The sequence below is a fragment of the Pseudomonas sp. CFBP 8772 genome (genome assembly GCF_014841665.1).
Taxonomy (GTDB): Bacteria; Pseudomonadota; Gammaproteobacteria; order Pseudomonadales; family Pseudomonadaceae; genus Aquipseudomonas; species Aquipseudomonas graminis_B.
In genome coordinates this window covers 35597-57549 of sequence record NZ_JACYUI010000019.1, presented here as the reverse complement: position 1 = coordinate 57549, position 21953 = coordinate 35597, and the positions used below count along the sequence as shown (strand labels likewise).

The following is a 21953-nucleotide window of genomic DNA, read 5'->3' as shown; positions in this document are numbered from 1 at the left end:
TCTGCCACCGACCGTTTACGAACGGACGGTGGCCTTGAAACAACCTATCGAGGTGTCCGGAATTAGTTGACCACTACACAGGCGTCACACTGCAAAATGGATGGCGCTGCCATCGGCCTCTTCCCGGCTGAAGCCGGTCCCACTAACAGCATGCGTTCATTCAGTGGGACTGGATTTGGCCGATCCCACTATTGGCATGGGTTCATTCAGTAGGACCGGCTTTAGCCGGGAATGCGTCGGGCGTCACACTGCAAAATGGATGGTGCTGCCACGGGCCTTTTCCCGACTGAAGCCGGTCCCACTAACAGCATGCGCTCATTCAGTGGGACTGGATTTGGCCGATCCCACTATTGGCATGGGTTCATTCAGTAGGACCGGCTTTAGCCGGGAATGCGTCGGGTGCGACACTGCAAAATTGATGGCGCTGCCACGGGCCTCTTCCCGGCTGAAGCCGGTCCCACTAACAGCATGGGTTCATTCAGTAGGACCGGCTTTAGCCGGGAAAGCGTCAGGCGTCACACTGCAAAATGGATGGCGCTGCCACCGGCCTCTTCCCGGCTGAAGCCGGTCCTACTATTGGCACGGGTTCATTCAGTAGGACCGGCTTTAGCCGGGAATGCGTCGGGCGTCACACTGCAAAATGGATGGCGCTGCCACGGGCCTCTTCCCGGCTAAAGCCGGTCCTACTATTGGCATGGGTTCATTCAGTAGGACCGGCTTTAGCCGGGAAAGCGTCAGGCGTCACACTGCAAAATGGATGGCGCTGCCACCGGCCTCTTCCCGGCTGAAGCCGGTCCTACTATTGGGATGCAGTGGGACTGGATTTAGCCGTTCCCGCTATTGGCACGGGTTCATTCAGTAGGACCGGCTTTAGCCGGGAATGCGTCGGGCGTCACACTGCAAAATGGATGGCGCTGCCACCGGCCTCTTCCCGGCTGAAGCCGGTCCTACTAAAGGCATGCAGTCCCGCCAGGAGATTGCAATTCGCGAGCGGGGTATATTGGCGGCCTTATTTGCCCAGACACCCGCCCCATGAAACTCGACTCAGAAGACCTCGCTCAAATCACCGCCACTACCCTCGGCAATTACAACGAGGTCGCCGAGGGCTTTCGCGAAGGGACCCGCGACCATGATGTGAGCCAGAACATCGACGCGCTGCTGCGCAATATCACTGGCTCGGCGCCGTTTCAGATTCTCGATTTTGGCTGCGGGCCAGGCCGTGACCTGCAAACCTTCACCGCCATGGGCCACATCGCCACCGGCCTGGACGGCTCCGAACGTTTCGCCGACATGGCCCGCGCCGACAGCGGCTGCGACGTGCTCCATCAGAACTTCCTTGAGCTGAACCTCCCGAATGAACGCTTCGACGGCATCTTCGCCAACGCGTCGCTGTTCCACGTCCCTCGTCAGGAGTTGCCTCGGGTGCTGCGTGAGTTGCGCGCCGCACTCAAGCCCGGCGGCGTGCTGTTCAGCTCCAATCCCCGGGGCGACAATCAGGAAGGCTGGAAAGGCGAGCGCTATGGCGCGTTTCATGACCTGGCGTCATGGACCGGACTGCTGACCGAAGCCGGATTCACCGAGGTCGAGCACTACTATCGACCTGCTGGATTACCCAGGGATCAGCAACCCTGGCTGGCGAGTGTCTGGCGCAGAATCTGACGACTCGCCATCGTCCACGTTTTCGAAGGGGTGACTGGACTGTCACTTCTGACAGTAGCCCGCCCCGTTCCTCAAGCACACACTGAGCTCGCGCCACTGGCGTCCGCTGCGGTCAGGGTGCTGGATGAGCACAGGCTGCCAATCACAGATCAGCAAGGGAATGACGATGGACAATCTTTTGATAAATGGCGACTTCAGCACCGGTGAACTGGCGCCTTGGACCGGTACGTCCGGCGAGGGGACATGGACTATCAAAAAAGACCCCGCGGGTCACTACATCCAGTTAACAAAGGCAGCCGGCCTGTCCCAGTCCATTACGGGGGAAAGCTATAAACCCACAGCTCTGACATTCGAAGTGCGGGCCGGCGAAATCGTAAAACCTGGCGACTTGGTGGTGTTTAGTTATGGGGTGTTGGTGGATGTGGCTGGAGGTGCGGAATCGTTCGGAGATATTTCCGGAGCCACTGAAGAGTGGAAGCCCGTCGTGCTCAAGATTGACCGCAAAGCAACGCCCGGGACAAAGGTGACCGTACAGGTCCATACCGCCTCTGATCCGCAGACGTTGAAAGCGCAGGCCGGACAGGTGCACTTCAGAAACTTCCGACTGATCTGATAGCACGCGTCCTGGCATAGACCGTCAATAAAAGGCTGACGTCTTGCGGTGTGCCGCATGATGCCATCCCGGCTAAAGCCAGCCCCAGTGGGTGCGTGCATCGCTCCAGTGGGACTGGCTGGCTTGCGCCTTAACCAAACCTGTCAATGCGCGGGAGAGGAGGCGCCGTCGTCCGCACCGTCTTCACGGCGGTGTTGCTCTTCCTGCTGGCGTTCCTGATGCTTGCGCCGCTCCTCGTCACTCGGCTCCTTGATCTTGTACCAGGCCACGTACAGCGCTGGCAGGAACAGCAACGTCAACAGAGTCGCGATGATGATCCCGCCGATCATTGCGTAGGCCATCGGCCCCCAGAACACTTCGCGGGCGATGGGAATCATGCCCAGGCTTGCCGCCGCAGCGGTCAGGAGGATCGGACGACGACGGTGTTCAGTCGCCTCCGCCACCGCATCCCACGGCAGATAGCCGGCCACTTCATACTCATGAATCTGCGTCACCAGAATGACCGAGTTACGGATGATGATGCCGATCAGCGCCAGAATCCCGAGGATTGCCACAAACCCCATCGGCGTCCCGGTCGGCACCAGCGCGAGCACAACGCCGATCAATCCCAACGGCGCAACGCTGGCGACGATGAACATCTTCTGCACGCTGTGCAGCTGAATCATCAGGAACGTGGCCATCAGGAAGATCATCAACGGCACGACCTTGGCGATCGGCCCCTGCGCCTTGCCGCTCTCCTCCACCGTGCCCCCCGTGGCGACCTTGTAGCCCACCGGCAACCCGGCGGCGAATTTGTCGATCTCGGGCTTGAGTTCCTTGACCAGGTCAGTCGGCTGCATGTCGTCGCTCACGGCGGCCTTGAGCGTGATCGTCGGTTTGCGATCGCGACGCCACACCAGCGGCTGTTCCAGTTCGTAGCGCACATTGGCGAAGGCCAGCAGCGGAATCGACGTGCCTTGGGGCGTGACGATCTGCAGGTTTTGCAGGGTTTCCGGTGACCCGCGCTCGGCATCCACCGCACGACCAACGACGTTGATCAGGTAGATGTCATCGCGCACCTGGGTCACCGCCGAGCCGGTTACGACGCTGTTCATCAACTGCGCAACGTCCTCGGACGACAAGCCCAGCTGCCGCGCCTTGTCCTGGTTGATGTCGATGCGCAGGACTTTGCCGGGCTCGTTCCAGTCGTAGATCATCTCGCCGATGTGCTGGTTTTTGTCCAACAGCGTGGCGAGTTCGATGGCGTGCTGGCGCACTTCATCAATGTTCTCGCCGCTGACCCGGTACTGAATCGGACGACCCACCGGCGGCCCCATTTCCAGCGCCTGCACATAAGTGCCGATGCCGACGAAGTCATCACGCAAGCGTTTTTGCAAGCGCTCGGTCAACGCGCCGCGCTCTTCCAGCCCTTTGCTGACGATCACCAACTGCGCGTAGTACGGGTTCTCCAGCTGCTGATCCAGTGGCAGGTAGAAACGCACCGCGCCTTCGCCAATGTAAGTGCTCCAGCTGACGATGTCCGGATCGTCCTTGAGGGTCGCCTCAAGCTTGTCCACTGCGCGGCGGGTCTCGTTGATCGACGCGTTCTGCGGCAGGTTGAGGTCGACCAGAATCTCCGGCCGGTCCGATGACGGGAAGAACTGGTTTTGCACGAAGCGCATGCAGAACAGCGACGTGGCAAATAGCAAAATCGTGATGATGATGGTCAACCAGCGGTGACGCATGGCCCAGAACATCGAGCCGTTGAAGGCCCGTGCGATGCGTCCGGGCTTGGCGTTCTCGTCGTGCTTTTTCACGTTCTCGCTGAGGATGTGCACGCCGATCACCGGCGCGAACAGCACGGCAACGACCCACGACACCAGCATGGCGACGGCAATCACTGCGAACAGCGTAAAGGTGTATTCACCTGCCGAACTGGCGTTCAGGCCGATCGGCACGAAGCCCGCGACCGTCACCAGCGTACCGGTGAGCATCGGGAAGGCCGTCGAGGTGTAGGCATAGGTCGCGGCCTGGGCTTTGGTCTCACCTTTTTCAAGGCGTGACACCATCATCTCCACGGTAATCATCGCGTCATCGACCAACAGGCCGAGGGCAATGATCAGCGCGCCCAACGAAATACGCTGCATGGTGATGCCGCTGTATTCCATGAACACGAAGACCATCGCCAGCACCAGCGGGATCGAGCAGGCAACCACAAGCCCCGCACGCATGCCGAGGCTAATGAAGCTCACGATCAGTACGATCACCACCGCCTCGAACAGCGCGCTGGTGAAACCACCGACGGCTTTCTCTACCACTTGCGCCTGATCGGACACCACGTGCACGCCCACGCCAATCGGCAGGTCGGCGGTTGCGGCGCTCATGCGTTCGTGCAACTGCTTGCCGAACTCCTGAACGTTGCCGCCCTTCTTCATGGCGATAGCCAGGCCGATGGCGGTCTTGCCGTCGAAGCGGAACAGCGGCTTGGGTGGATCCACGTAGCCGCGGGTGATTTCGGCGATGTCGCTCAAGCGATAGAAGCGATCGTTGAGGCGCAGGTTGACGTTTTCCAGGTCTTTTTCCGACGCGAACTGGCCGGAGGTGCGCACTGATATGCGCTCAGGACCCGCCTCGATGACCCCGGCAGGCGTCACGGTGTTTTGCGATTGCAGGCTTTGCACGACCTGACGTTGATCCAGCCCCAGGGCGGCCAGCTTGCGGGTGGAGAAGTTCAGGTAGAGCACTTCGTCCTGCTCGCCGATCATCTCGACTTTGCCCAGACCCGGCACGTCGCGGATCTGGACGCGCACTTGCTCCACGTAGTCGCGCAGCTGGCGCAGGGTCAGGCCGTCGGAGGTAAAGGCGTAAATCGAACCGTAGACGTCGCCGAATTCATCGTTGAACGCCGGGCCTTGAATCCCCTGGGGAAATTGCCCGCGAATATCGTCGATCTTCTTGCGCACCTGGTACCAGATGTCAGGAATGGCCTCCGCGCTGGTGGTGTCGCGCAGGTAAACCATAACAGTGGACTCGCCCGGCCGGGTGTAGCTCTTCACGTAGTCGAGGGAGTCGAGTTCTTCGAGCTTTTTCTCGATGCGGTCGGTCACCTGCTCAAGGGTTTCATCCACGGTCGCGCCCGGCCAGCGGGTTTGTATGACCATGGTCTTGATGGTGAACGAAGGGTCTTCTTCGCGTCCCAGGTTCATGTAGGAAAACACGCCCATCAGCAGGCCGACGAACATCAGGTACCAGACAAAAGACTGATGCTTGATCGCCCAATCGGAGAGGTTGAACGTCCCTTTCATCGTGGGCTTTCCTTATCGACTTTGATTTTCTGCCCCGGCTTGAGGCTGTTGACGCCGGCGGTCACAATGCGATCGCCATCGTTGACGCCACCGGCCAGTACCACGGAATCATCACTGCGGCTGACGACCGTGACGACGCGTGGGGAAACCGTTTGATTCTGCGTGTCGATGACCCAGATCTGCGTTTTGCCATCCACTTCCTGCACGGAGGTGGCGGGCAGCTCGATGCGCGGTTTGATCGCCGAGCTCAGGGTCACGCTGATCGCTGTGCCCAAGCGGAAGGCCGACGGCGTTTCTGCCAGGGTCAAACGTGCGCGACGGGTGCGCGTGGTGCTTTCGGCCTGGGGTTCGAGTTCTCGCACGGTCGCGGTGGTGTTGATCTCTGGCTCCAACTGGCTGGCGACTGTGAAGACGACGTCGCTGGGCAGTTGATCACTCAATTGCGCCGGCAGGTCAATGACTGCCTCCTTGATGTCCGGGCGCGCCAGTGTCACCACCTGCTCACCTGCGCTGACCACCTGGCCGGCCTCGACTTTCCATTCGGTGACGACGGCATCGTGATCGGCGCGCAGCTCGCTGTAGCTCAACTGGTCCTTGGCCTGTTGCGTCGCGGCCTTGGCCTGGTCGTAGGAAGACTGGGTGGTTTTCAGGTCGGTGACGGCGACATCCAGCGCAGCCTGGGCGCCGACGCCGCGATCAAACAGCTCGTGCTGCCGACGGGCGTTGGCTTGGGCGTTGATTAACTGGGCTTCGACCCGGGCCAGATCGCCCTGGGTCGAGCGCACCTGGTTCTGTTGGTCCGTCGGGTCGAGCACCGCGAGCATGTCGCCCTTCTTGACCTGTGCGCCGACATCGACACTGCGCTGGGCGATGCGGCCCGAGACGCGAAAACCCAAGGTACTTTCATAGCGCGCGGCAATGTTGCCGGCGAAGCGACCGAGGCTTTCTTGCGCCTGGGGCTTCACTTCGATGAACAGCACCGGCCGAACCGGCTCCGGCGGCGGCTCTTCCTTGCTGCAGGCGCTTAACAGCAGACCGGTCAATATGATTCCCGACAGGCGCTTCATGGCTTGTCTCCTGTCGGTTGTTTGGAGGGATCGGGGTACACGTCGGCGAGTTCGACCTGCATGTCGGGGTGCAATAACTGGTTGCCGGCAACGACCACTTTTTCACCGTTCTTCAAACCGTCGACGATGATCACTTTGCCCGTCAGGTAGCGCCCGACCGTGACGCCGCGCAGGCTCACCTTGTTGTCACCATCGACCACCCAAACGGCAGGCTGGCCGAGCTGATCGCCCAGGCCCTTGGTGAGGGCCGACCACGGCAGTTCGACGCTGGTCCTGGCCGGCACGCTCAGGGCGGCACTGACCACCGAACCCAAGTCCATGCCCGGCGGCAGCGAGCTGAGTGCGATCTTCACTTGCAGCGTGCCCGTCTGCGCTGACACGGCTGGCGTGACTTCACGGACTTTACCGACGGCCTTGACCTTGGAGTTGTCCAGCAACGTGACTTCAACCGGCTGGTCGGTGGGCGGGTTAACGAACAGCGATTCGTAAACGTTGAACACGGCATCGCGCTCACCGTCACGGGCCAGACTGAAGATCGGTGCCGTCGGTTGCACGACCTGGCCGACTTCGGCCTGCCGCGCGGTGATGATCCCCGGCGCGTCGGCGATCAAGGCGGTGTAACTCAGTTGCTCGCGGGCGTTGGCCAGTTGCGCCTGGGCGGCTTTGAGCGCGCTCTGACTGCCGCGCAATTGCGCCTGGGCCGAATCGTATTCACTGCGACTGGTGTAGCCCTTGGGCAGCAGTTTTTCCTGACGCACGAAGGCGGCGGAGGTCTGTTTCACGCGCGCCTGCTCGGCGGCAACGGCAGCGATGGCGGAGTCGACGTTGGTTTGCAGGTCTTTAGGGTCGAGTTTGGCCAGCACTTGCTTGGCCGACACCCGATCGCCGACATCGACCGAACGCTGAATGATCTTGCCGCCCACCCGGAACGAAAGCTGCGTCTGCACCCGCGCCTGCACGTCCCCGGTCAGTGCCACGTCCGCAGCGAAATCGACCGTTTTGACCTCCTGCGCCTGCACGCGTGCGCGCACGGGCTCCTGGGGCTTTTCCTTGCCACAGCCGGCGAGAACGGCCAGGCACAGACCGATGGAAATAACGGTCAGACGACCACGAAAAAGAGGGAGTTGGGCGGGCATGCAAGCTCCTTGTGCCAAGCCATTACGACACCGCGCCGCCGAACGCCGTTGCGATGTGGTCATGCGACTGTGAGCGTAGATCAGGGTTCCTTGGGGTAAGGAACTCTGCCGGGCTCTAGGTCGCACGCCAATTTACGCTAGAGCGCGCCTGTTCGCGATGGGGGCGGATCTATGACATCGATGTTGGCAGACACACCGCCTTCGCGAGCAAGCTCGCTCTCATGAACATGACAACGCCGCAGCTCTGCCTGCGGACACTGCTTAAAGGGGACTGATTTATTTACAACTCCACCGTAAATTAATCTGTCCCCGCGCTAGCAGTCTGCCGCAGGCATTTTGAGTTACTGAGTCTTGCCAACGCTTCGCGTCACATCCCCCCAAGCCCAAGGCGCCCCGGCAAGAGCAGATGCCGGCTTTTGGATTACCGCACTCGGGGACAGATTAATTTACGGAGAAGCGCTGTAAATAAATCAGTCCCCGTTTAACCCACCGCCTTCGCGAGCAAGCCCACTCCCACAGGGGTTGTGTTTGACGCGAAACAGCGCCTCGTCTGGACGACGGGATATCTCACAAGTTCGCTGCGTCCCAAACATCTGGCTCGCACGCAAATCCCCTGTAGGAGCAATCGGAGGTTACGACGGTCGCGAAGGCGGTGTAACTGGCACACCGCCTTCCTATCTGACGTGCCTAAACAGCCCGATCAAACATCAAGGATCAACTCCCCGCGCCACCGTGGGCTTCTTCGAAGAAGTAATCCTTCCAGCTGTCGGCCTTGTTTTTCAGCACACCCAGCTCGTGCAGTTTTTCGGCGTAGATGAACGTGCGCTGGGGCACGACGGTGAAGTCGATTTCCGGGTCAGAGACGATCTTCTCCACCAGCGGCAACGGCAGTTTCGATTTCTCGACCTCGATGTAGGACTTCGCCGCCGCAGGCTTGTCCGCCTTGATGATTTTCTCGGCCTCGGCCAGCGCGTCGTAGAACGCTTTGTAGGTCTTCGGGTTTTCGTCGTGGAATTTCTGGGTGGTGTAGAGCACGTTGAACGTCGCCTGGCCGCCCAGCACGTCGTACGAACTCAGCACCTTATGCACCTTGGGGTTTTCCAGCTCCTGATACTGAAAGGGCGGGCTGGAAAAGTGCGCGCTGATCTCCGAACCGCCGGCGATCAGCGCCGAGGTCGCATCCGGGTGCGGCAGGCTGACCGAGATGTTGTCGAATTTCTTGAAATTGTCGTTCCCGAACAGCTTGGCGGTTTCGATCTGCAAGGTACGCGACTGGAACCCCACGCCGGCCGCTGGCACCGCGATGCGGTCCTTGTCGGTGAAGTCGTTGAGGGTCTTTACGTTCGGACTGTTACTGAGCAGGTAATTGGGCATCGAGCCCAACGAAGCAATCGCCTTGACGTTCTGCTTGCCCTTGGTCCGGTCCCAGATGGTCAGCATCGGCGGCACGCCCGCCGACACCACGTCCAGCGCGCCAGCCAAGAGGGCTTCATTCATCGCGGTGGCGCCGGAAATGCTGTTCCAGTCGACCTTGATGTCCAGGCCCTGCTCCTTGCCGTGCTTCTCGATCAGCTTCTGCTGCTGAACGACGTCCAGAATCAGGTAACCGATGCCGAACTGCTGGGCAATGCTAATTTTGCCTTCAGCATGAGCGCCGCTGCTCAACAACGCGCCAGCCAGACCCAAGGCGGCGGCGAGCGCGGTCAGTGTCGGGCGCTTGAACGGTGCAGCTGTCTTTGAAAAATCCATACATTTCTCACGATGAAGGCGAAAGGGGGTGACGGCCTCATTGCCCATCCAGCGGCCACGAGGTGAAGCGTTCGTTGATAAAGCAGATCAGCGCTGCATGCCCCACCGCTTCACGGTCAGGCGCTCGACGTTGCTGAACAGCAGGTTTTCCACCAGCAGACCGATGATGATTACCGCCGCCAGACCCGCGAATACCTTGTCGGTGTACAGCTCGTTGCGATTCTGGAAGATGTACCAGCCCAGACCGCCCTTGCCCGAGGACGCGCCGAACACCAGTTCAGCGGCGATGAGGGTTCGCCAGGCAAACGCCCAGCCGATCTTCAGACCGGCGAGAATCGACGGCAGCGCCGCGGGGATCAGGATGTGCCAGACAAACCGCAGCCCCTTGAGCCCGTAATTGCGCCCGGCCATGCGCTGGGTTTCAGAGACCCCGAGAAATCCCGCGTAGGTATTCAACGCCAGTGCCCAGAGCACGGAGTGCACCAGCACGAAGATCAGGCTGTTTTCACCCAGGCCGAACCACAGCAGCGACAACGGCAGCAGCGCGATGGCCGGCAACGGGTTGAACATCGCCGTCAGCGTGCCCAACAGGTCGCGACCCAGTTGAGTCAACACCGCCAGGGTGGTCAGGCCGAACGCCAGGACGATGCCAATCAGGTAGCCCTTGACCAGGACCGTCAGGGAAATCCAGACCTTGGTCAGCAATTCGCCACTGGCGATGCCGTCGATAAACACCGAAGCGGTTTGCAGAAAGCTCGGCAGCAGCAAGTCGTTGCCTTGAATGCGCGCGGCGACTTCCCAGATGATCGCGAGGGCGGCGAGGATGACGGCCTTGCGCACCCAGCTCACCTGCCAGATGCGTTGCGCGAGGGGAATGTCGCGGGCCAGGTCTTCCTGCGTGAAAGGCTCCAGCACGACTTCGTATTCTTCCCGCAGAGGGGGTGAAAGGCTCATGGGTGCAATCTCTTGATGGGGTAGCGCGACGAACCGCGATCAGTAGGCAATCCGAACATCCTGAAACCGCAGATCCGGCTCGACTGCAGGCGCTTCGCCCTCGTCGAACAACAGCCGGTGAATGCGCTGAGCAGACGCCTGGAACTCAACCCCGCCAAGGCTTTTCAAGTTGTACTGATGGCTGTTGATCTCGGCGCGCACGCGGCCCGGATGGGGCGACAGCAGCAGAATCCGGTTGCCCACCACCAGTGCTTCCTCGATGGAGTGGGTCACGAACAGCAGCGTGAAGCGCACCTCTTCCCACAACTCCAGCAGCTCCTCCTGCATCTTGCGACGGGTCAATGCGTCGAGCGCGGCGAAGGGCTCGTCCATCAGCAGGATCTTGGGCTGCATCGCCAGCGCCCGGGCAATCGACACGCGCGCCTTCATGCCGCCGGACAACGTGTGCGGATAGGCATCGGCGAAGGCGCTCAGGCCGACCTTCTCCAGGTAATACCGCGCACGCTCTTCGGCTTCACGACGCTTGAGGGTGCGCGAGGCCAGCAGCGGAAACATGACGTTCTGGATCACCGTCTTCCACGGCGGCAACTGGTCGAATTCCTGAAACACCACAATGCGGTCCGGCCCCGGCTCCCTGACCTGCTGGCCAGCCAGACGAATCTGTCCTTCGCTGGGCTGAATGAATCCGGCCACGGCTTTAAGGAGCGTGGACTTGCCGCAGCCCGACGGGCCGAGCAACACGAAGCGGTCGGCCGGATCGATTTCAAAACTGACCTGATGGGTGGCCCGCACTACGCGTTCCGGCGTGCGGTACTCAAGGCTGACGCCCTGTACTTGCAGCAGCGCTTCAGCGGTGGGCTGATTGGCCTGGTGCGCGTTCAAGCGATCGCTAGCCGTGTGGCTTTGCAGAACAGCGTTCATGGAGCTCTCCTGGATCAGAACGGCGCATCGCCCTGAATGGTGGTGCGGTGCAAGCGACGGCGCAGGTGATCGGGCGTGCCGCCGGCCAGATGAATCAGCGAACGGTTGTCCCAGAACACCATGTCGTTCTCCTGCCACTTGTGGCGGTAAACGCCTTCCGGGCGAACGCTGTGGGCGTACAGCTCTGTGAGAATCGCCTGACTCTCGTCTTCCGGCAGGCCGACGATGTGGGTGGTGAAGCCTTCGCTGACAAACAGCGCCTTGCGCCCGTTTTCCGGGTGGGTGCGCACAATCGGATGGCTGACCACCGCAACCTGGGCCAGCTGTTCAGCGCTGAGGGTCGGGCGCCAGTTATCGGCGTTATGCCCATGGCTGTAGCGCGAGGTGTAACTGTGCGCGGCGTTGCGCCCTTCGACGGCTTTGCGCAGGTGCTCGGGCAGCGTGTCCCACGCCAGGTGCATGTCGGCGAACAGGGTGTCGCCGCCTTCGCTCGGCAGCTCCTGGGCGTAGAGCATCGAGCCCAGGCTCGGCAGTTCTTTGTAGGACAGGTCCGAGTGCCAGTACTTGCCCGCATCGCCCAGCCCGACCGGCTGGCCGTTTTCGACGATATTGGAGACGATCAAAATTTCGGGATGATTGGCGAGCAGGAACTGCTTGAGCACATGAATCTGCAGGACGCCGAAACGGCGGCTGAAATCGATCTGCTGCTGCGGGGTGATGTGCTGATCGCGAAAGACGACAACGTGATAATCGAGATGCGCTTGATGCACGCGGGCAAAATCGGCGTCGTTAAGCGGACGGGACAGATCCAGACCGACGATTTCCGCGCCCACCTTTTCGGCGAATGGACGCACATCGAACGGCTGACCGGGCGCTTGCGCGGACGAAGCGTGGGAGGCTGCTGGCATGAGAACTCCGACTCCAAAAGGCGTGGCTGAGGAGGGAGGACTTTAAAGCTATAAGAACGGAAGTTTAAATATCGTTAGAGCATATGCATAGCGCCGAACAACCTATCGAAGGCCGTCGGTACTCATTGTCATCACCGCAGCCGCAGGCCCGGAAACGTTGACGAATTTCTACCTTAAAACGCAAAAACGCGCTTGTCCGTCGCCACTCCCTGCAGCCGATGACAGTGCGTCAGCGGAGCGGGAGCAGCGGCGGGCAAGCGCGTTTTTTATCGTTGAGCGCGCGGCAATCGCGCGTTCAGGCCTTCATCAGAACGCCGGCAGGACCGCGCCGTCGTACTTCTTGTTGATGAAGTCTTTGACTTGCTGACTGGTCAGCGCTTTGGACAGCTTCTCGATCGCGTCGGTGTGAGCGTTGTCGGTACGGGTCACCAGATAGTTCACGTACGGCGAGTCGGCACCTTCCAGAATCAGCGCATCCTTTTTAGGGCTGAGCTTGGCTTCCAGCGCGTAGTTGGTGTTGATCAGATCCAGGTCAACCTGATCCAGCGCGCGCGGCAGCAGCGCCGATTCCAGCTCGCGGAATTTCAGGTGCTTCGGGTTGGTGGCGATGTCTTTCGGCGTCGCCAGAGCGTCTTTCGGGTCTTTCAGGGTGATCAGGCCGTTCTTCTGCAACAGCAGCAGGGCGCGACCGGCGTTGCTGCCTTCGTTAGGGATGGCAACGGTTGCGCCATCAGGCAGCTCGGCGATGGACTTCCACTTCTTCGAGTAGCCGCCGAACGGTTCAACATGTACGCCGACGCCGGTCACCAGCGTGGCGCCCTTGCCTTTGTTGAAGCCATCCAGATAAGGCTTGGTCTGGAAGTAGTTGGCATCCAGACGCTTCTCGTTCAGTTGCACGTTCGGCTGCACGTAGTCAGTGAAGACTTTGATCTGCAGTTCCACGCCTTCTTTGGCCAGTTCAGGCTTGATCAGCTCGAGGATCTCGGCGTGCGGAACAGCGGTGGCGCCCACAACGAGCTTCTCGGCAGCTTGTGCAGCGCTGATGCCCAGGGAGAGAGCAGCCGCCAGTGCGGTGAACAAAAACGTCTTCTTCATGCGAGGTCCTTAATAGAAATCGCGTCGCCTCGTGGGCGACTGTGCCTTCGATCTGCCGCGGGATCGACCCTCGGCAGGGTGGCGGCTGATGCGGACAGTACCGAGATTTTTTATTCCGAGACAATACTTTTTAGTCGGATGGTTATGCTTTTTCGTTCTCAGGGGGCGTTTTGCCACCGGCCCATCAAATACATGAGCCCGAGTGCCCTCAGCGAACCGGCAGATTCAGGTGTTCCGGCAGGATTTCCGCACCGCTGCTGACCAGCAGCGCGAAGTGAATGACGTTCTCCAGCTCCCGCGTATTGCCCGGCCAGTAATGGGCTTCAAGCACGCGCTGCGCGTCCTCGCCGATCAACGGCATCTCGAAGCCGAAGCGCTGGCTGTAAATCCCCAGGAAGTACTCGGCCAGTGGCAGGATGTTGCCCGGCTGCTCGCGCAACGCCGGCAGATCGAGGCGCCCTTCATTCAAGTAGCGATAAAGCCGCTCATGGAATTTGCCGGCGGCGACTGACAGGCGCAGATCGATGCTGGTCGCTGCGACCAGCCTGACGTCGACCTGGCTGGGCTGCGTGGCGCCGACGCGGGTGACTTCGTGGTTTTCCAGCGCCGCCAGCAACTTGATCTGGATCGCCATTGGCAGGTCGGCGATCTCATCAAGATAAAGGGTGCCGCCGGTTGCCGAGCCGAACCAGCCGGCACGACTGCTGGCAGAACCGCTGTGGGCGCCAGCGGCGTAACCGAACAGCTCGGCGTCGGCGTAAGTCGAGCTGATGGCGCCGCAGTTGACCGAAACGAACAACCCGGCCCGGTCGCTGCCACGGTGAATATGACGCGCGAGCAATTCCTTGCCTGTGCCGGATTCGCCGCGGATCAGAACCGGCAGGTCCAGTGGCGCCAGCAGCTCCATCTCTTCGCGCAGCTGCCGTGATCGAGGATCGACGAACACCAAGGCCTTGGCGCGGATGCTCAGCGGGCTTTTTTCAGCATCAGGGAAGGTCAACAGCGGGTGGCTCGAAATGTCGGAAAGGCTCATGGCAGGCTCCCGCCCCGGCCATTCATGGACCCGGGCGTTGAAAAAAAAGCCGCAGCACCTGTCGGTTCACTGCGGCGAAAATGATGCTGAGAACAGTGGGCTCGTGCGCAACGACGGTGACGTGTGCTGATGTCATGCGCGGCGGCGGGTAAGTTGCTCGATACGCCCTTGCAGCCGGTACAGGTAAGCGAAACCCTGCTCCCAACGCTGATGGCCCGACTTCACGTTGATATGGCCAGCGCCGCTGAGGATGCCAATTTCGGCGCCCCAATTGCGGGCCATTTCCATTGCGCGCAACGCACTGACGGCTGAATCGTTGTCCGAGCTGACCACTTGGGTCGGGAACGGCAGCAGGTGCTCGGGAATCGGCGCGAAATTGCGGATCGCCGGCGGGCAATTGGGGCGTTCGACGTCAGCGGGGGCCACCAGCAAGGCCCCTCGCACCTGACACAAACTCGTCAAAGGCGCCAACTGCGCCCAATGGGCGACGGTGACGCAACCCAGGCTGTGGGCGATGAGAATCACCGGTGTGCTGTCAGAGGCGATAGCGCGCTGCAGTTCACCCACCCAATCTTCTCGACGCGGTTTAAGCCAGTCGGCCTGCTCCACGCGCACGCTGTTGGGCAGGCTGTTCTGCCAGTGAGTTTGCCAATGGTCGTCGGCAGATCCTTGCCAGCCTGGCACGATCAAGTAACGGATCGATTCGTTATGCATGGCCTTCGCCTCCTGCATGGTGCGTTCATGGGGGCGAGTATAGGGATCGGACATATATTCGAAAAAGAATAAGAAGCTATTTATTAATAGCTCGAAAATATATGCCGCTGCATCAGAAGAAGGCGCCAAAAAAGAGGGCCACCCCCTGCCTTAAAGGGGTGACCCTGAGAATCACGCTGTCTGCCCCCAGCTCGCCGGGGATGAGCAGAGATTAAGGGGCGGTTGTTACAGAAATTTTTATCCGGAGAAATTTCCTACAAGCCGGCGAGACTGGCGCAATGGTCCGTCAGGTATCAACCGCGCGCAGGCTTGAGCACCGAGTCATTTTCAGTCATCCGTTCAAACCGGTTGGCCCGCCCGAAGGTGCCGAAGTCATTGAAGCGCACGCCCATCTCAGCCATCACCTTGTGCGCAACGGGCGCCGTCATCTGGCGGATGTAGAAAGGCTCCTTCACCACAAAATGATGGATACCATGGGTGCTGCCGAAGTTGAAGCAGAACGCCTGCAGCGGCCACATCCACCACGGGTTGAGCACTTGGGTCTGCTGCATGACATTGCCCATCTCGACGTCGCCGTAGTAATGCATGTTCGAACTGACGAAATGCAGACAGAAGGTCCTCAGCACGTTCGGGCCCACCAACACCACAACAGCGATGTCGATGACGTGCATGACCGCCAGCGTATCCGCCGACCATTCAATCGGGCTGCCCATCAGACCGGCAATGCCATTGGCGGCATGGAAGCCCAGAAACACGTACCACGTGCCCCAATTCGCCAGCGCCAGAGGCGCATAGACACGCAGGGTGCGCTTGAGAATGCTGAACTTATGCGCCCAGGTTTTCGCGCGCAGCATGCGGATCAGCGACGACATGACGTTATCGCCCACCATCAGCAACCGCGCCAGGCCCCATGGCTCGCCGTTGGTGATGGCGCGCTCCTCCATATCGGCCTCGGTGCCGGAGACCTTGTGATGGTTGAGGTGCAGATGCCGACGAATCCATGGGTTGATTGTGCTCGGCCGCGCCAGCCAGACCAGTGCCAGCATCAGGTTATGGGGCACGCGCTGTTTGCGGAAATACATGCTGTGGATCAGGTCATGTTCAAGCTCGTGGGTCAGCGAGGCGAAGAACGCATTCAGCAGCAGACACGCCCACCAGGCCAGATAACCCCCGAGATAGAGCGCCGCGCTGCCGATCATGCTGGCCAGTGCAAAGCACAGGATGCCGGCGCCAATGGCGTCCTGACGCCGTAGCAGCGGATAGCGCTCACGCAGCGCGGCGCCGTGGGCGGAAACCACGGCACGAATATGCGCTGATCGTTGTTGTGCATTCAGTCCGGCAGCACTTGCAGAAGTGTCGTGCATGATTCCATTCTCCGGTTTCAGGATGAAAAAACGTGGCGCCACTGTGCCGCTTGGGGAGGGAAGCTGCCTGACCGTGAACGCCAATCTGTAGACCGGAGGCGCCAACCTGTATGTCTGAGCCGAGCATTCTCGCCAGCTGGACCCGCGCCCTGCGCAAGCAACTCGATGCTCTCGGCCTCGATAGCCTCGCGCTGAGTCAGGCTGCGGGCCTGGATCCGCAGCTGATGGATGATCCCAACGCGCGATACCCGGTGACAGTGACCACCCGTTTCTGGGAGCTGGCGGTGCAGGCCAGTGGCGATCCGGCGCTGGGCTTGCGGGTGTCTCGTTTCGTCAGCCCGACGACCTTTCACGCACTGGGTTACGCGCTGGTCGCCAGCGGCTCGTTGCGTGAGGTGTTCGAACGCATCGTGCGTTATCACCCGGTGGTGAGCGACGCGCTGGTGATGAGCTTTGAACGTGTGGATGAGCGTTACGAATTTCGTTTCCGCGTGCCCGACGGCAGCCCGGTGCCGGCCAATGAGGCCATGGACGCCTTCGCCGCAATCTATGTGCGCACCTGTCGCAACCGCCTGGGCCGTCATTACGCGCCGCTGGCCGTGCACCTGATGCGTCCGCAACCGGAAAACCCTCAGCCGTGGCATGACGTCTTCCGTGCGCCGCTGTTTTTCGGCGCGGCGGAGAATCTGCTGAGTTTTGCCAGCGAGGATTTCGACAGGCACCTGGACGATGGAAATCCGGAGCTGGCCGTGCACAACGAGGCAGTGCTCAACCGCACCCTCGAGCAACTCAGTGCACTGACGTGGGAGCGCAAGGTGCGTGGCGCCATCGAGACCCACTTGCCGGAGGGCGAGCCGTCCGCCGAGCACATCGCCCACACGCTGCACCTGAGCCTGCGCAGCCTTCAACGTCACTTGGCCGACGAGGGTTGCCGCTACGACTTGCTGCTCAATCAGTGCCGGCAGAATCTGGCCCTGCAGCACATGCGCGATCCCGGTTGCTCGCTCAGTGAAGTCGCCTATCTGCTCGGTTTCGCCGACACCAGCAGTTTCAGCCGCGCGTTCAAGCGCTGGACCGGCATCACGCCAAGCCAATATCGAGAAGGAATGCTGCACTGACGGGAGACGCCCTCAGCCGCATGCGCCGGTCAGGCGATGAAGGGCCGCCTCACGCAGCCATTCAATGTCCAGCACGCCGATAAGAGCGTGATCGCGCCGGACGATCTGCCGTTCGGCGAGCTGCCCCAACACCCGCTCGACCACCTCACCGCTCAACCCGAGGCAGCGATTCGAGGCCATGTCGGCAAGGGGCACGCTGCGCACGGAGCGGTCCATCTCGCCATAGGCTTCGGCCAGCATCAGCAGCCGAAAAGCCACGCGCTCTTCAGTCGGCATCAGGGTGATGTCTGCGATGGCGGGCACGGCGAGGCCGAGCTTGCGTCCCAGCAAATCGCGGAAATGCCGCCAAAAGGCCGGGTGCTCGGCCAGCAGTTGCTTGAGTGGCGCGTGGGGCATGTGCAGGAGGATGACTGCATCCTGAGCGAACACATCGTGGGTTGCGGGGAGGTCGTCGAACAACGAGGCCTCGCCGAACCAAAAGGGCCGATAGCCTTCTGCCGGGGGCATGTCCCCCTGCTGCGGCTTGAGGGGATTGATGCGCAACGAGCCCGTGAGCAACGCGTACAGACCGGGCGCCGGGTCGCCGCGCTGGAAGATCGATTTGCCGGGCGTCACCCGGCGCTGCCGCATGTTGCTCAGCAAGCTATCCTGCAACAGCGAAGGCAGATCGCGGAACCATCGGTCGTTGATAAACCATGAGCGCCATTGGGTTCCATTCGTCATGTGAATCTCCTTTTGATAGCCGGCGTTTTGTTGCAGGCTGAGCCGTGCAGCGGGCTCAGCCTTAAAAAATCAGCGGCATGATCCACGTATCCACAGAGGAATAACAATGAAAAACCTCGTCGATCACCTCAGCCAGTACGCGGCCTACCACCGCGACACCCGCAATATCCTCACCCACTTCGTGGGCATTCCCCTGATCGTGATTGCGGTGGCCGTGCTGCTGTCACGCCCCGGCTGGACCAGTTGGTCCCTCGGCGGGATTTGGGTGTCGCCCGCTTTGCTGGTGAGTCTGGCGGCCACATTTTTCTACCTGCGGCTGGATGCCTTCTTCGGCGTGCTGATGGGTGTTCTGCTTGCGCTGTGCCTGTGGCTCGGCGCCCATCTGGCGCAACAGACCACCATGGTCTGGCTCGGCGCAGGCGTCGGCTTGTTCGTGCTCGGTTGGGTGATTCAGTTTGTGGGCCATTATTACGAAGGCCGCAAGCCGGCGTTTGTCGACGACCTCACAGGCTTGATCATCGGCCCGCTGTTTGTCGTCGCCGAAGCGGCTTTTTTGCTGGGAATGAGAAAGAAGTTGCTGCACGCCATCGAAGCGCGAGTGGGCAAGACCCATCGGCGGGACTTGAAAAAGGCTGCGGTTTAAAGCTCAGACCCACCGCCTTCGCGACCGTAGTAACCTCCGATTGCTCCTACAAGGGATTTGCGTCCGGCCCGGATTGTGAGTACCCACACGAACCTGTAGGAGCGTGGCTTGTCCCGCGATCGGCGACGCAGTCGTCGCAAACTGGATAATGCGGTGCATCAGGCAGAACGCATTATCAGGATTGCTGCCGGTCCCCGGCAGATCGCGGGACAAGCCACGCTCCTACAGGGGTACGCTTAGAGGTTGTCGACTTTCTGCCAGACCTTCGGTTTGAAGAACAACGTCTCGCCCCTCGCCAGTCCGGTCAGGCTGTCATGGTCCTTCACCACTTCGGCTTCGATCAGCTCGGGTTGCCCTTCGACCTTCAGCGTCACCCGCGTCGTGGCGCCCAACGGACGGATGTCCCGTACCTCCGCTGCGTGGTGCCCTTCCACTTCATGCCGTGACAACGACACCTCGTGCGGGCGGAACAGCACGTGGTTGTCATCGCCCAGGTGAAGGCGGTTCGAGTCACCCAGAAAGTGATAGACGAAATCGCTGGCCGGGTTCTCGTAGACGTCGCCAGGGGAGCCGATCTGTTCGATCACTCCCTTGTTCATCACCACAATGCGGTCCGCGACTTCCATCGCCTCTTCCTGGTCGTGGGTCACGAATACCGATGTCAGGTTGATGTCTTCGTGCAGCCGCGCCAGCCAGCGACGCAGTTCCTTGCGCACCTTGGCATCCAGCGCGCCGAACGGCTCGTCCAGCAGCAAAACCTTGGGCTCCACCGCCAGGGCACGGGCCAGGGCAATCCGCTGACGCTGACCGCCCGACAGTTGCTCCGGATAGCGATCCGACAGCCAGTCCAGCTGCACCATGTTTAGCAACTCATGCACTTTGACCGCGATCTGGCTTTCGTTCGGGCGCTGGTTCTTCGGCTTCATGCGCAGGCCGAAGGCGACATTGTCGAACACGGTCATGTGGCGAAACAGCGCGTAATGCTGGAACACAAAACCCACGTTGCGATCACGCACGTCGTGGCCGGAGACATCTTCGCCATGGAACACGATGCTGCCTTTATCCGGCGTTTCCAGCCCTGCAATGATGCGCAGCAGCGTGGTCTTGCCACAGCCGGACGGGCCCAACAGCGCCACGAGCTCGCCACTCTGGATATCCAGACTGATGCCGTCGAGGGCCTTGAAGGCGTTGAAATTCTTGCTGACGTTACGGACTTCGATCGACATGAATTATTCCTCCGCCGCGTTTTTGCGCAGACGGCTAATGCGCGCTTCGCTCCACTGCTTGAGCAGCAGGATGAACAGCGCAAGGATCAATAACAGGCTCGCCACGGCAAATGCAGCCACGTGGTTGTACTCGTTGTAGAGAATCTCGACATGCAGCGGCAGGGTGTTGGTCACGCCGCGAATGTGGCCCGAGACCACAGACACCGCACCGAACTCGCCCATGGCCCGCGCGGTACACAGCACCACGCCGTAGATCAGGCCCCATTTGATGTTGGGGACGGTCACGTGCCAGAACATCTGCCAGCCATTGGCACCGAGCAGGCGCGCAGCTTCCTCTTCCTGCGTGCCCTGCTCCTGCATCAGCGGGATCAGTTCGCGGGCCACGAACGGCACGGTCACGAAGATGGTCGCCAGTACGATGCCCGGCAGGGCGAAGACGATCTGGATGTCGTGCTCCTGCAGCCAGGGACCGAACACGCCACGGGCGCCGAACATCAGCACGTAGATCAGACCGGCGATGACCGGCGAGACCGAGAACGGCAGGTCGATCAGGGTGACCAGAATCGCCTTGCCACGGAACGAGTATTTACTCACGCACCAGGCCGCGGCGACGCCGAAGACCACGTTGAGCGGCACCGAAATCAGCACCGCGAACACGGTGAGCTTGAGGGCCGACAGCGCATCGGGCTCCAGGATGGCCGCGAAGAATCCGCCGAGGCCGTTGCTCAAACCCTGGCCGATCACCACCACCAATGGCAGCAACAGGAAGAACGCGAAGACCAGCCAGCCAAGGCCGATCAGAATGCGCCGCGACACCGCGCTGCCACGACGGGCAGCGTTGGCGGAGGACGCAGCAATGAGCGATGAATCAGACATAGGTGCGCCTCCTCAGTTAGGGGTTTCGATGCGTCGCTGCAACAGATTGATCAGCAGCAACAGCACGAACGACACCAGCAGCATCATCACGCCAATTGCCGTGGCGCCGGTGTAGTCGTACTGGTCGAGCTTGACCATGATCAGCAACGGCAGGATTTCGGTCTTCATCGGCATGTTGCCGGCGATGAAAATCACCGAGCCGTACTCACCCACGCCCCGGGCGAAGGCCAGCGCAAAGCCGGTCAGCCAGGCAGGCAACAAGGCCGGCACGAGGATGTGACGGAAGACTTGCAGGGGTTTGGCGCCAAGGCACGCCGCCGCTTCTTCGACTTCCCGGGGGATGTCCGCCAGCACCGGCTGAACCGTGCGCACCACGAAGGGCAAGGTGACAAAGGTCAATGCCAGGGTGATGCCGAAGGGGCTGTAGGCGATCTTGATGCCCATGTCGGCGGCGAACTGGCCGATGAAACCGGTGGGTGTGTACAGCGCGGTCAGCGCGATACCGGCGACGGCGGTGGGCAATGCGAACGGCAGATCGATCATCGCATCGATGACCCTGCGACCGGGGAAGGTGTAACGCACCAGCACCCAGGCCAGCAGCGTGCCGATGACGCCGTTGATGATCGCCGCGAAAAACGCGGTGCCGAAACTCAGCCTGAGCGCTGCGAGCACGCGAGGCGCGGTGACGATGTTCCAGAACTGAGCGGCGCTCAGCTGGGACGCGTGGATGAACATGACCGCAAGCGGTATCAGCACAATCAGGCTGAGGTACACCAATGTGTAACCCAGCGTCAGCCCGAAGCCGGGTATGACGGGGGATATGCGTCGCGACATAAAAGTCCTTGGTTTACACACGTTACCCGGAACAAG

The 21953-nt window shown here is 60.9% G+C and carries 18 protein-coding genes and 1 pseudogene; 4 read left to right on the top strand and 15 right to left on the bottom strand.

The window, feature by feature from the left end; translation table 11 throughout:
* The first annotated feature begins 1032 nt into the window (after positions 1 to 1032).
* Positions 1033 to 1659 (top strand): class I SAM-dependent methyltransferase, encoded by a 627-nt coding sequence (locus tag IFT99_RS25005; RefSeq protein WP_192135886.1) that lies wholly within the window; start codon positions 1033 to 1035, stop codon positions 1657 to 1659.
* A gap of 166 nt (positions 1660 to 1825) precedes the next feature.
* The gene (locus IFT99_RS25000) at positions 1826 to 2272 is read left to right on the top strand and encodes a hypothetical protein (protein ID WP_065991007.1); all 447 of its coding nucleotides are present in this window, start codon (positions 1826 to 1828) and stop codon (positions 2270 to 2272) included.
* 143 nt (positions 2273 to 2415) lie between these two features.
* On the opposite strand, the gene IFT99_RS24995 is transcribed toward IFT99_RS25000, so the two are convergent.
* The 11 genes and pseudogenes from IFT99_RS24995 to IFT99_RS24945 all read right to left on the bottom strand — a co-directional run bounded on the left by IFT99_RS24995 (position 2416) and on the right by IFT99_RS24945 (position 16497).
* Positions 2416 to 5556 carry an efflux RND transporter permease subunit gene (locus IFT99_RS24995; protein WP_065991004.1) on the bottom strand — a complete coding sequence of 1047 codons (3141 nt, stop codon included), beginning with the start codon at positions 5554 to 5556 and terminating at the stop codon, positions 2416 to 2418.
* A complete protein-coding gene (locus IFT99_RS24990) occupies positions 5553 to 6623 on the bottom strand; it encodes an efflux RND transporter periplasmic adaptor subunit (protein ID WP_192135884.1) in 1071 nt (356 codons plus the stop codon). Before IFT99_RS24990 ends, IFT99_RS24995 begins: the two co-directional genes overlap by 4 nt.
* Complete coding sequence (locus IFT99_RS24985) at positions 6620 to 7759, bottom strand: efflux RND transporter periplasmic adaptor subunit (protein WP_192135882.1); 1140 nt, start codon at positions 7757 to 7759, stop codon at positions 6620 to 6622. The genes IFT99_RS24990 and IFT99_RS24985 overlap by 4 nt, the downstream gene beginning before the upstream one ends.
* A gap of 714 nt (positions 7760 to 8473) precedes the next feature.
* Positions 8474 to 9508: an ABC transporter substrate-binding protein gene (locus IFT99_RS24980; protein ID WP_192135880.1), complete on the bottom strand. Its 1035-nt coding sequence runs from the start codon at positions 9506 to 9508 to the stop codon at positions 8474 to 8476.
* Between the two features lie 87 nt (positions 9509 to 9595).
* Positions 9596 to 10462 (bottom strand): ABC transporter permease, encoded by an 867-nt coding sequence (locus IFT99_RS24975; RefSeq protein WP_192135878.1) that lies wholly within the window; start codon positions 10460 to 10462, stop codon positions 9596 to 9598.
* Positions 10463 to 10501: 39 nt separating this feature from the next.
* Complete coding sequence (locus IFT99_RS24970; RefSeq protein WP_446731155.1) at positions 10502 to 11383, bottom strand: ABC transporter ATP-binding protein; 882 nt, start codon at positions 11381 to 11383, stop codon at positions 10502 to 10504.
* Between the two features lie 14 nt (positions 11384 to 11397).
* Complete coding sequence (locus tag IFT99_RS24965; protein WP_192135876.1) at positions 11398 to 12291, bottom strand: TauD/TfdA dioxygenase family protein; 894 nt, start codon at positions 12289 to 12291, stop codon at positions 11398 to 11400.
* 306 nt (positions 12292 to 12597) lie between these two features.
* On the bottom strand, positions 12598 to 13386 hold the full coding sequence (locus IFT99_RS24960; RefSeq protein ID WP_192135874.1) for a MetQ/NlpA family ABC transporter substrate-binding protein: 789 nt from the start codon (positions 13384 to 13386) through the stop codon (positions 12598 to 12600).
* A gap of 217 nt (positions 13387 to 13603) precedes the next feature.
* Positions 13604 to 14419 (bottom strand): annotated as a pseudogene (locus tag IFT99_RS24955) (sigma 54-interacting transcriptional regulator); the annotation flags it as partial.
* Between the two features lie 132 nt (positions 14420 to 14551).
* On the bottom strand, positions 14552 to 15133 hold the full coding sequence (locus IFT99_RS24950) for an alpha/beta hydrolase (RefSeq protein WP_192135872.1): 582 nt from the start codon (positions 15131 to 15133) through the stop codon (positions 14552 to 14554).
* Between the two features lie 293 nt (positions 15134 to 15426).
* Positions 15427 to 16497, bottom strand: a complete 1071-nt coding sequence (locus IFT99_RS24945) for a fatty acid desaturase (protein WP_192135870.1) — start codon at positions 16495 to 16497, stop codon at positions 15427 to 15429.
* A gap of 110 nt (positions 16498 to 16607) precedes the next feature.
* Between IFT99_RS24945 and IFT99_RS24940 the strand changes: the two genes are divergently transcribed.
* Entirely contained in the window at positions 16608 to 17615 is a 1008-nt protein-coding gene (locus IFT99_RS24940; RefSeq protein ID WP_192135868.1) for an AraC family transcriptional regulator, read from the top strand.
* A 12-nt stretch (positions 17616 to 17627) separates the two neighbouring features.
* Here the strand turns inward: IFT99_RS24940 and IFT99_RS24935 are convergent, their stop codons facing one another.
* Complete coding sequence (locus IFT99_RS24935) at positions 17628 to 18338, bottom strand: Crp/Fnr family transcriptional regulator (RefSeq protein ID WP_192135866.1); 711 nt, start codon at positions 18336 to 18338, stop codon at positions 17628 to 17630.
* Positions 18339 to 18444: 106 nt separating this feature from the next.
* On the opposite strand from IFT99_RS24935, the gene IFT99_RS24930 reads away from it, so the two are divergent.
* The gene (locus IFT99_RS24930) at positions 18445 to 18981 is read left to right on the top strand and encodes an Mpo1 family 2-hydroxy fatty acid dioxygenase (RefSeq protein ID WP_065990986.1); all 537 of its coding nucleotides are present in this window, start codon (positions 18445 to 18447) and stop codon (positions 18979 to 18981) included.
* Positions 18982 to 19217: 236 nt separating this feature from the next.
* On the opposite strand, the gene IFT99_RS24925 is transcribed toward IFT99_RS24930, so the two are convergent.
* Genes IFT99_RS24925 through cysT form a run of 3 tightly spaced genes read right to left on the bottom strand, consistent with a single transcriptional unit; the run spans position 19218 to position 21917 of the window.
* Positions 19218 to 20207 (bottom strand): sulfate/molybdate ABC transporter ATP-binding protein, encoded by a 990-nt coding sequence (locus IFT99_RS24925; protein ID WP_065990983.1) that lies wholly within the window; start codon positions 20205 to 20207, stop codon positions 19218 to 19220.
* Positions 20208 to 20210: 3 nt separating this feature from the next.
* Positions 20211 to 21083, bottom strand: coding sequence for a sulfate ABC transporter permease subunit CysW (gene cysW / locus IFT99_RS24920; protein WP_065990981.1), 873 nt, complete (start codon positions 21081 to 21083; stop codon positions 20211 to 20213).
* A 12-nt stretch (positions 21084 to 21095) separates the two neighbouring features.
* Positions 21096 to 21917, bottom strand: a complete 822-nt coding sequence (cysT, locus tag IFT99_RS24915; protein ID WP_192135864.1) for a sulfate ABC transporter permease subunit CysT — start codon at positions 21915 to 21917, stop codon at positions 21096 to 21098.
* Positions 21918 to 21953: the final 36 nt, after the last annotated feature.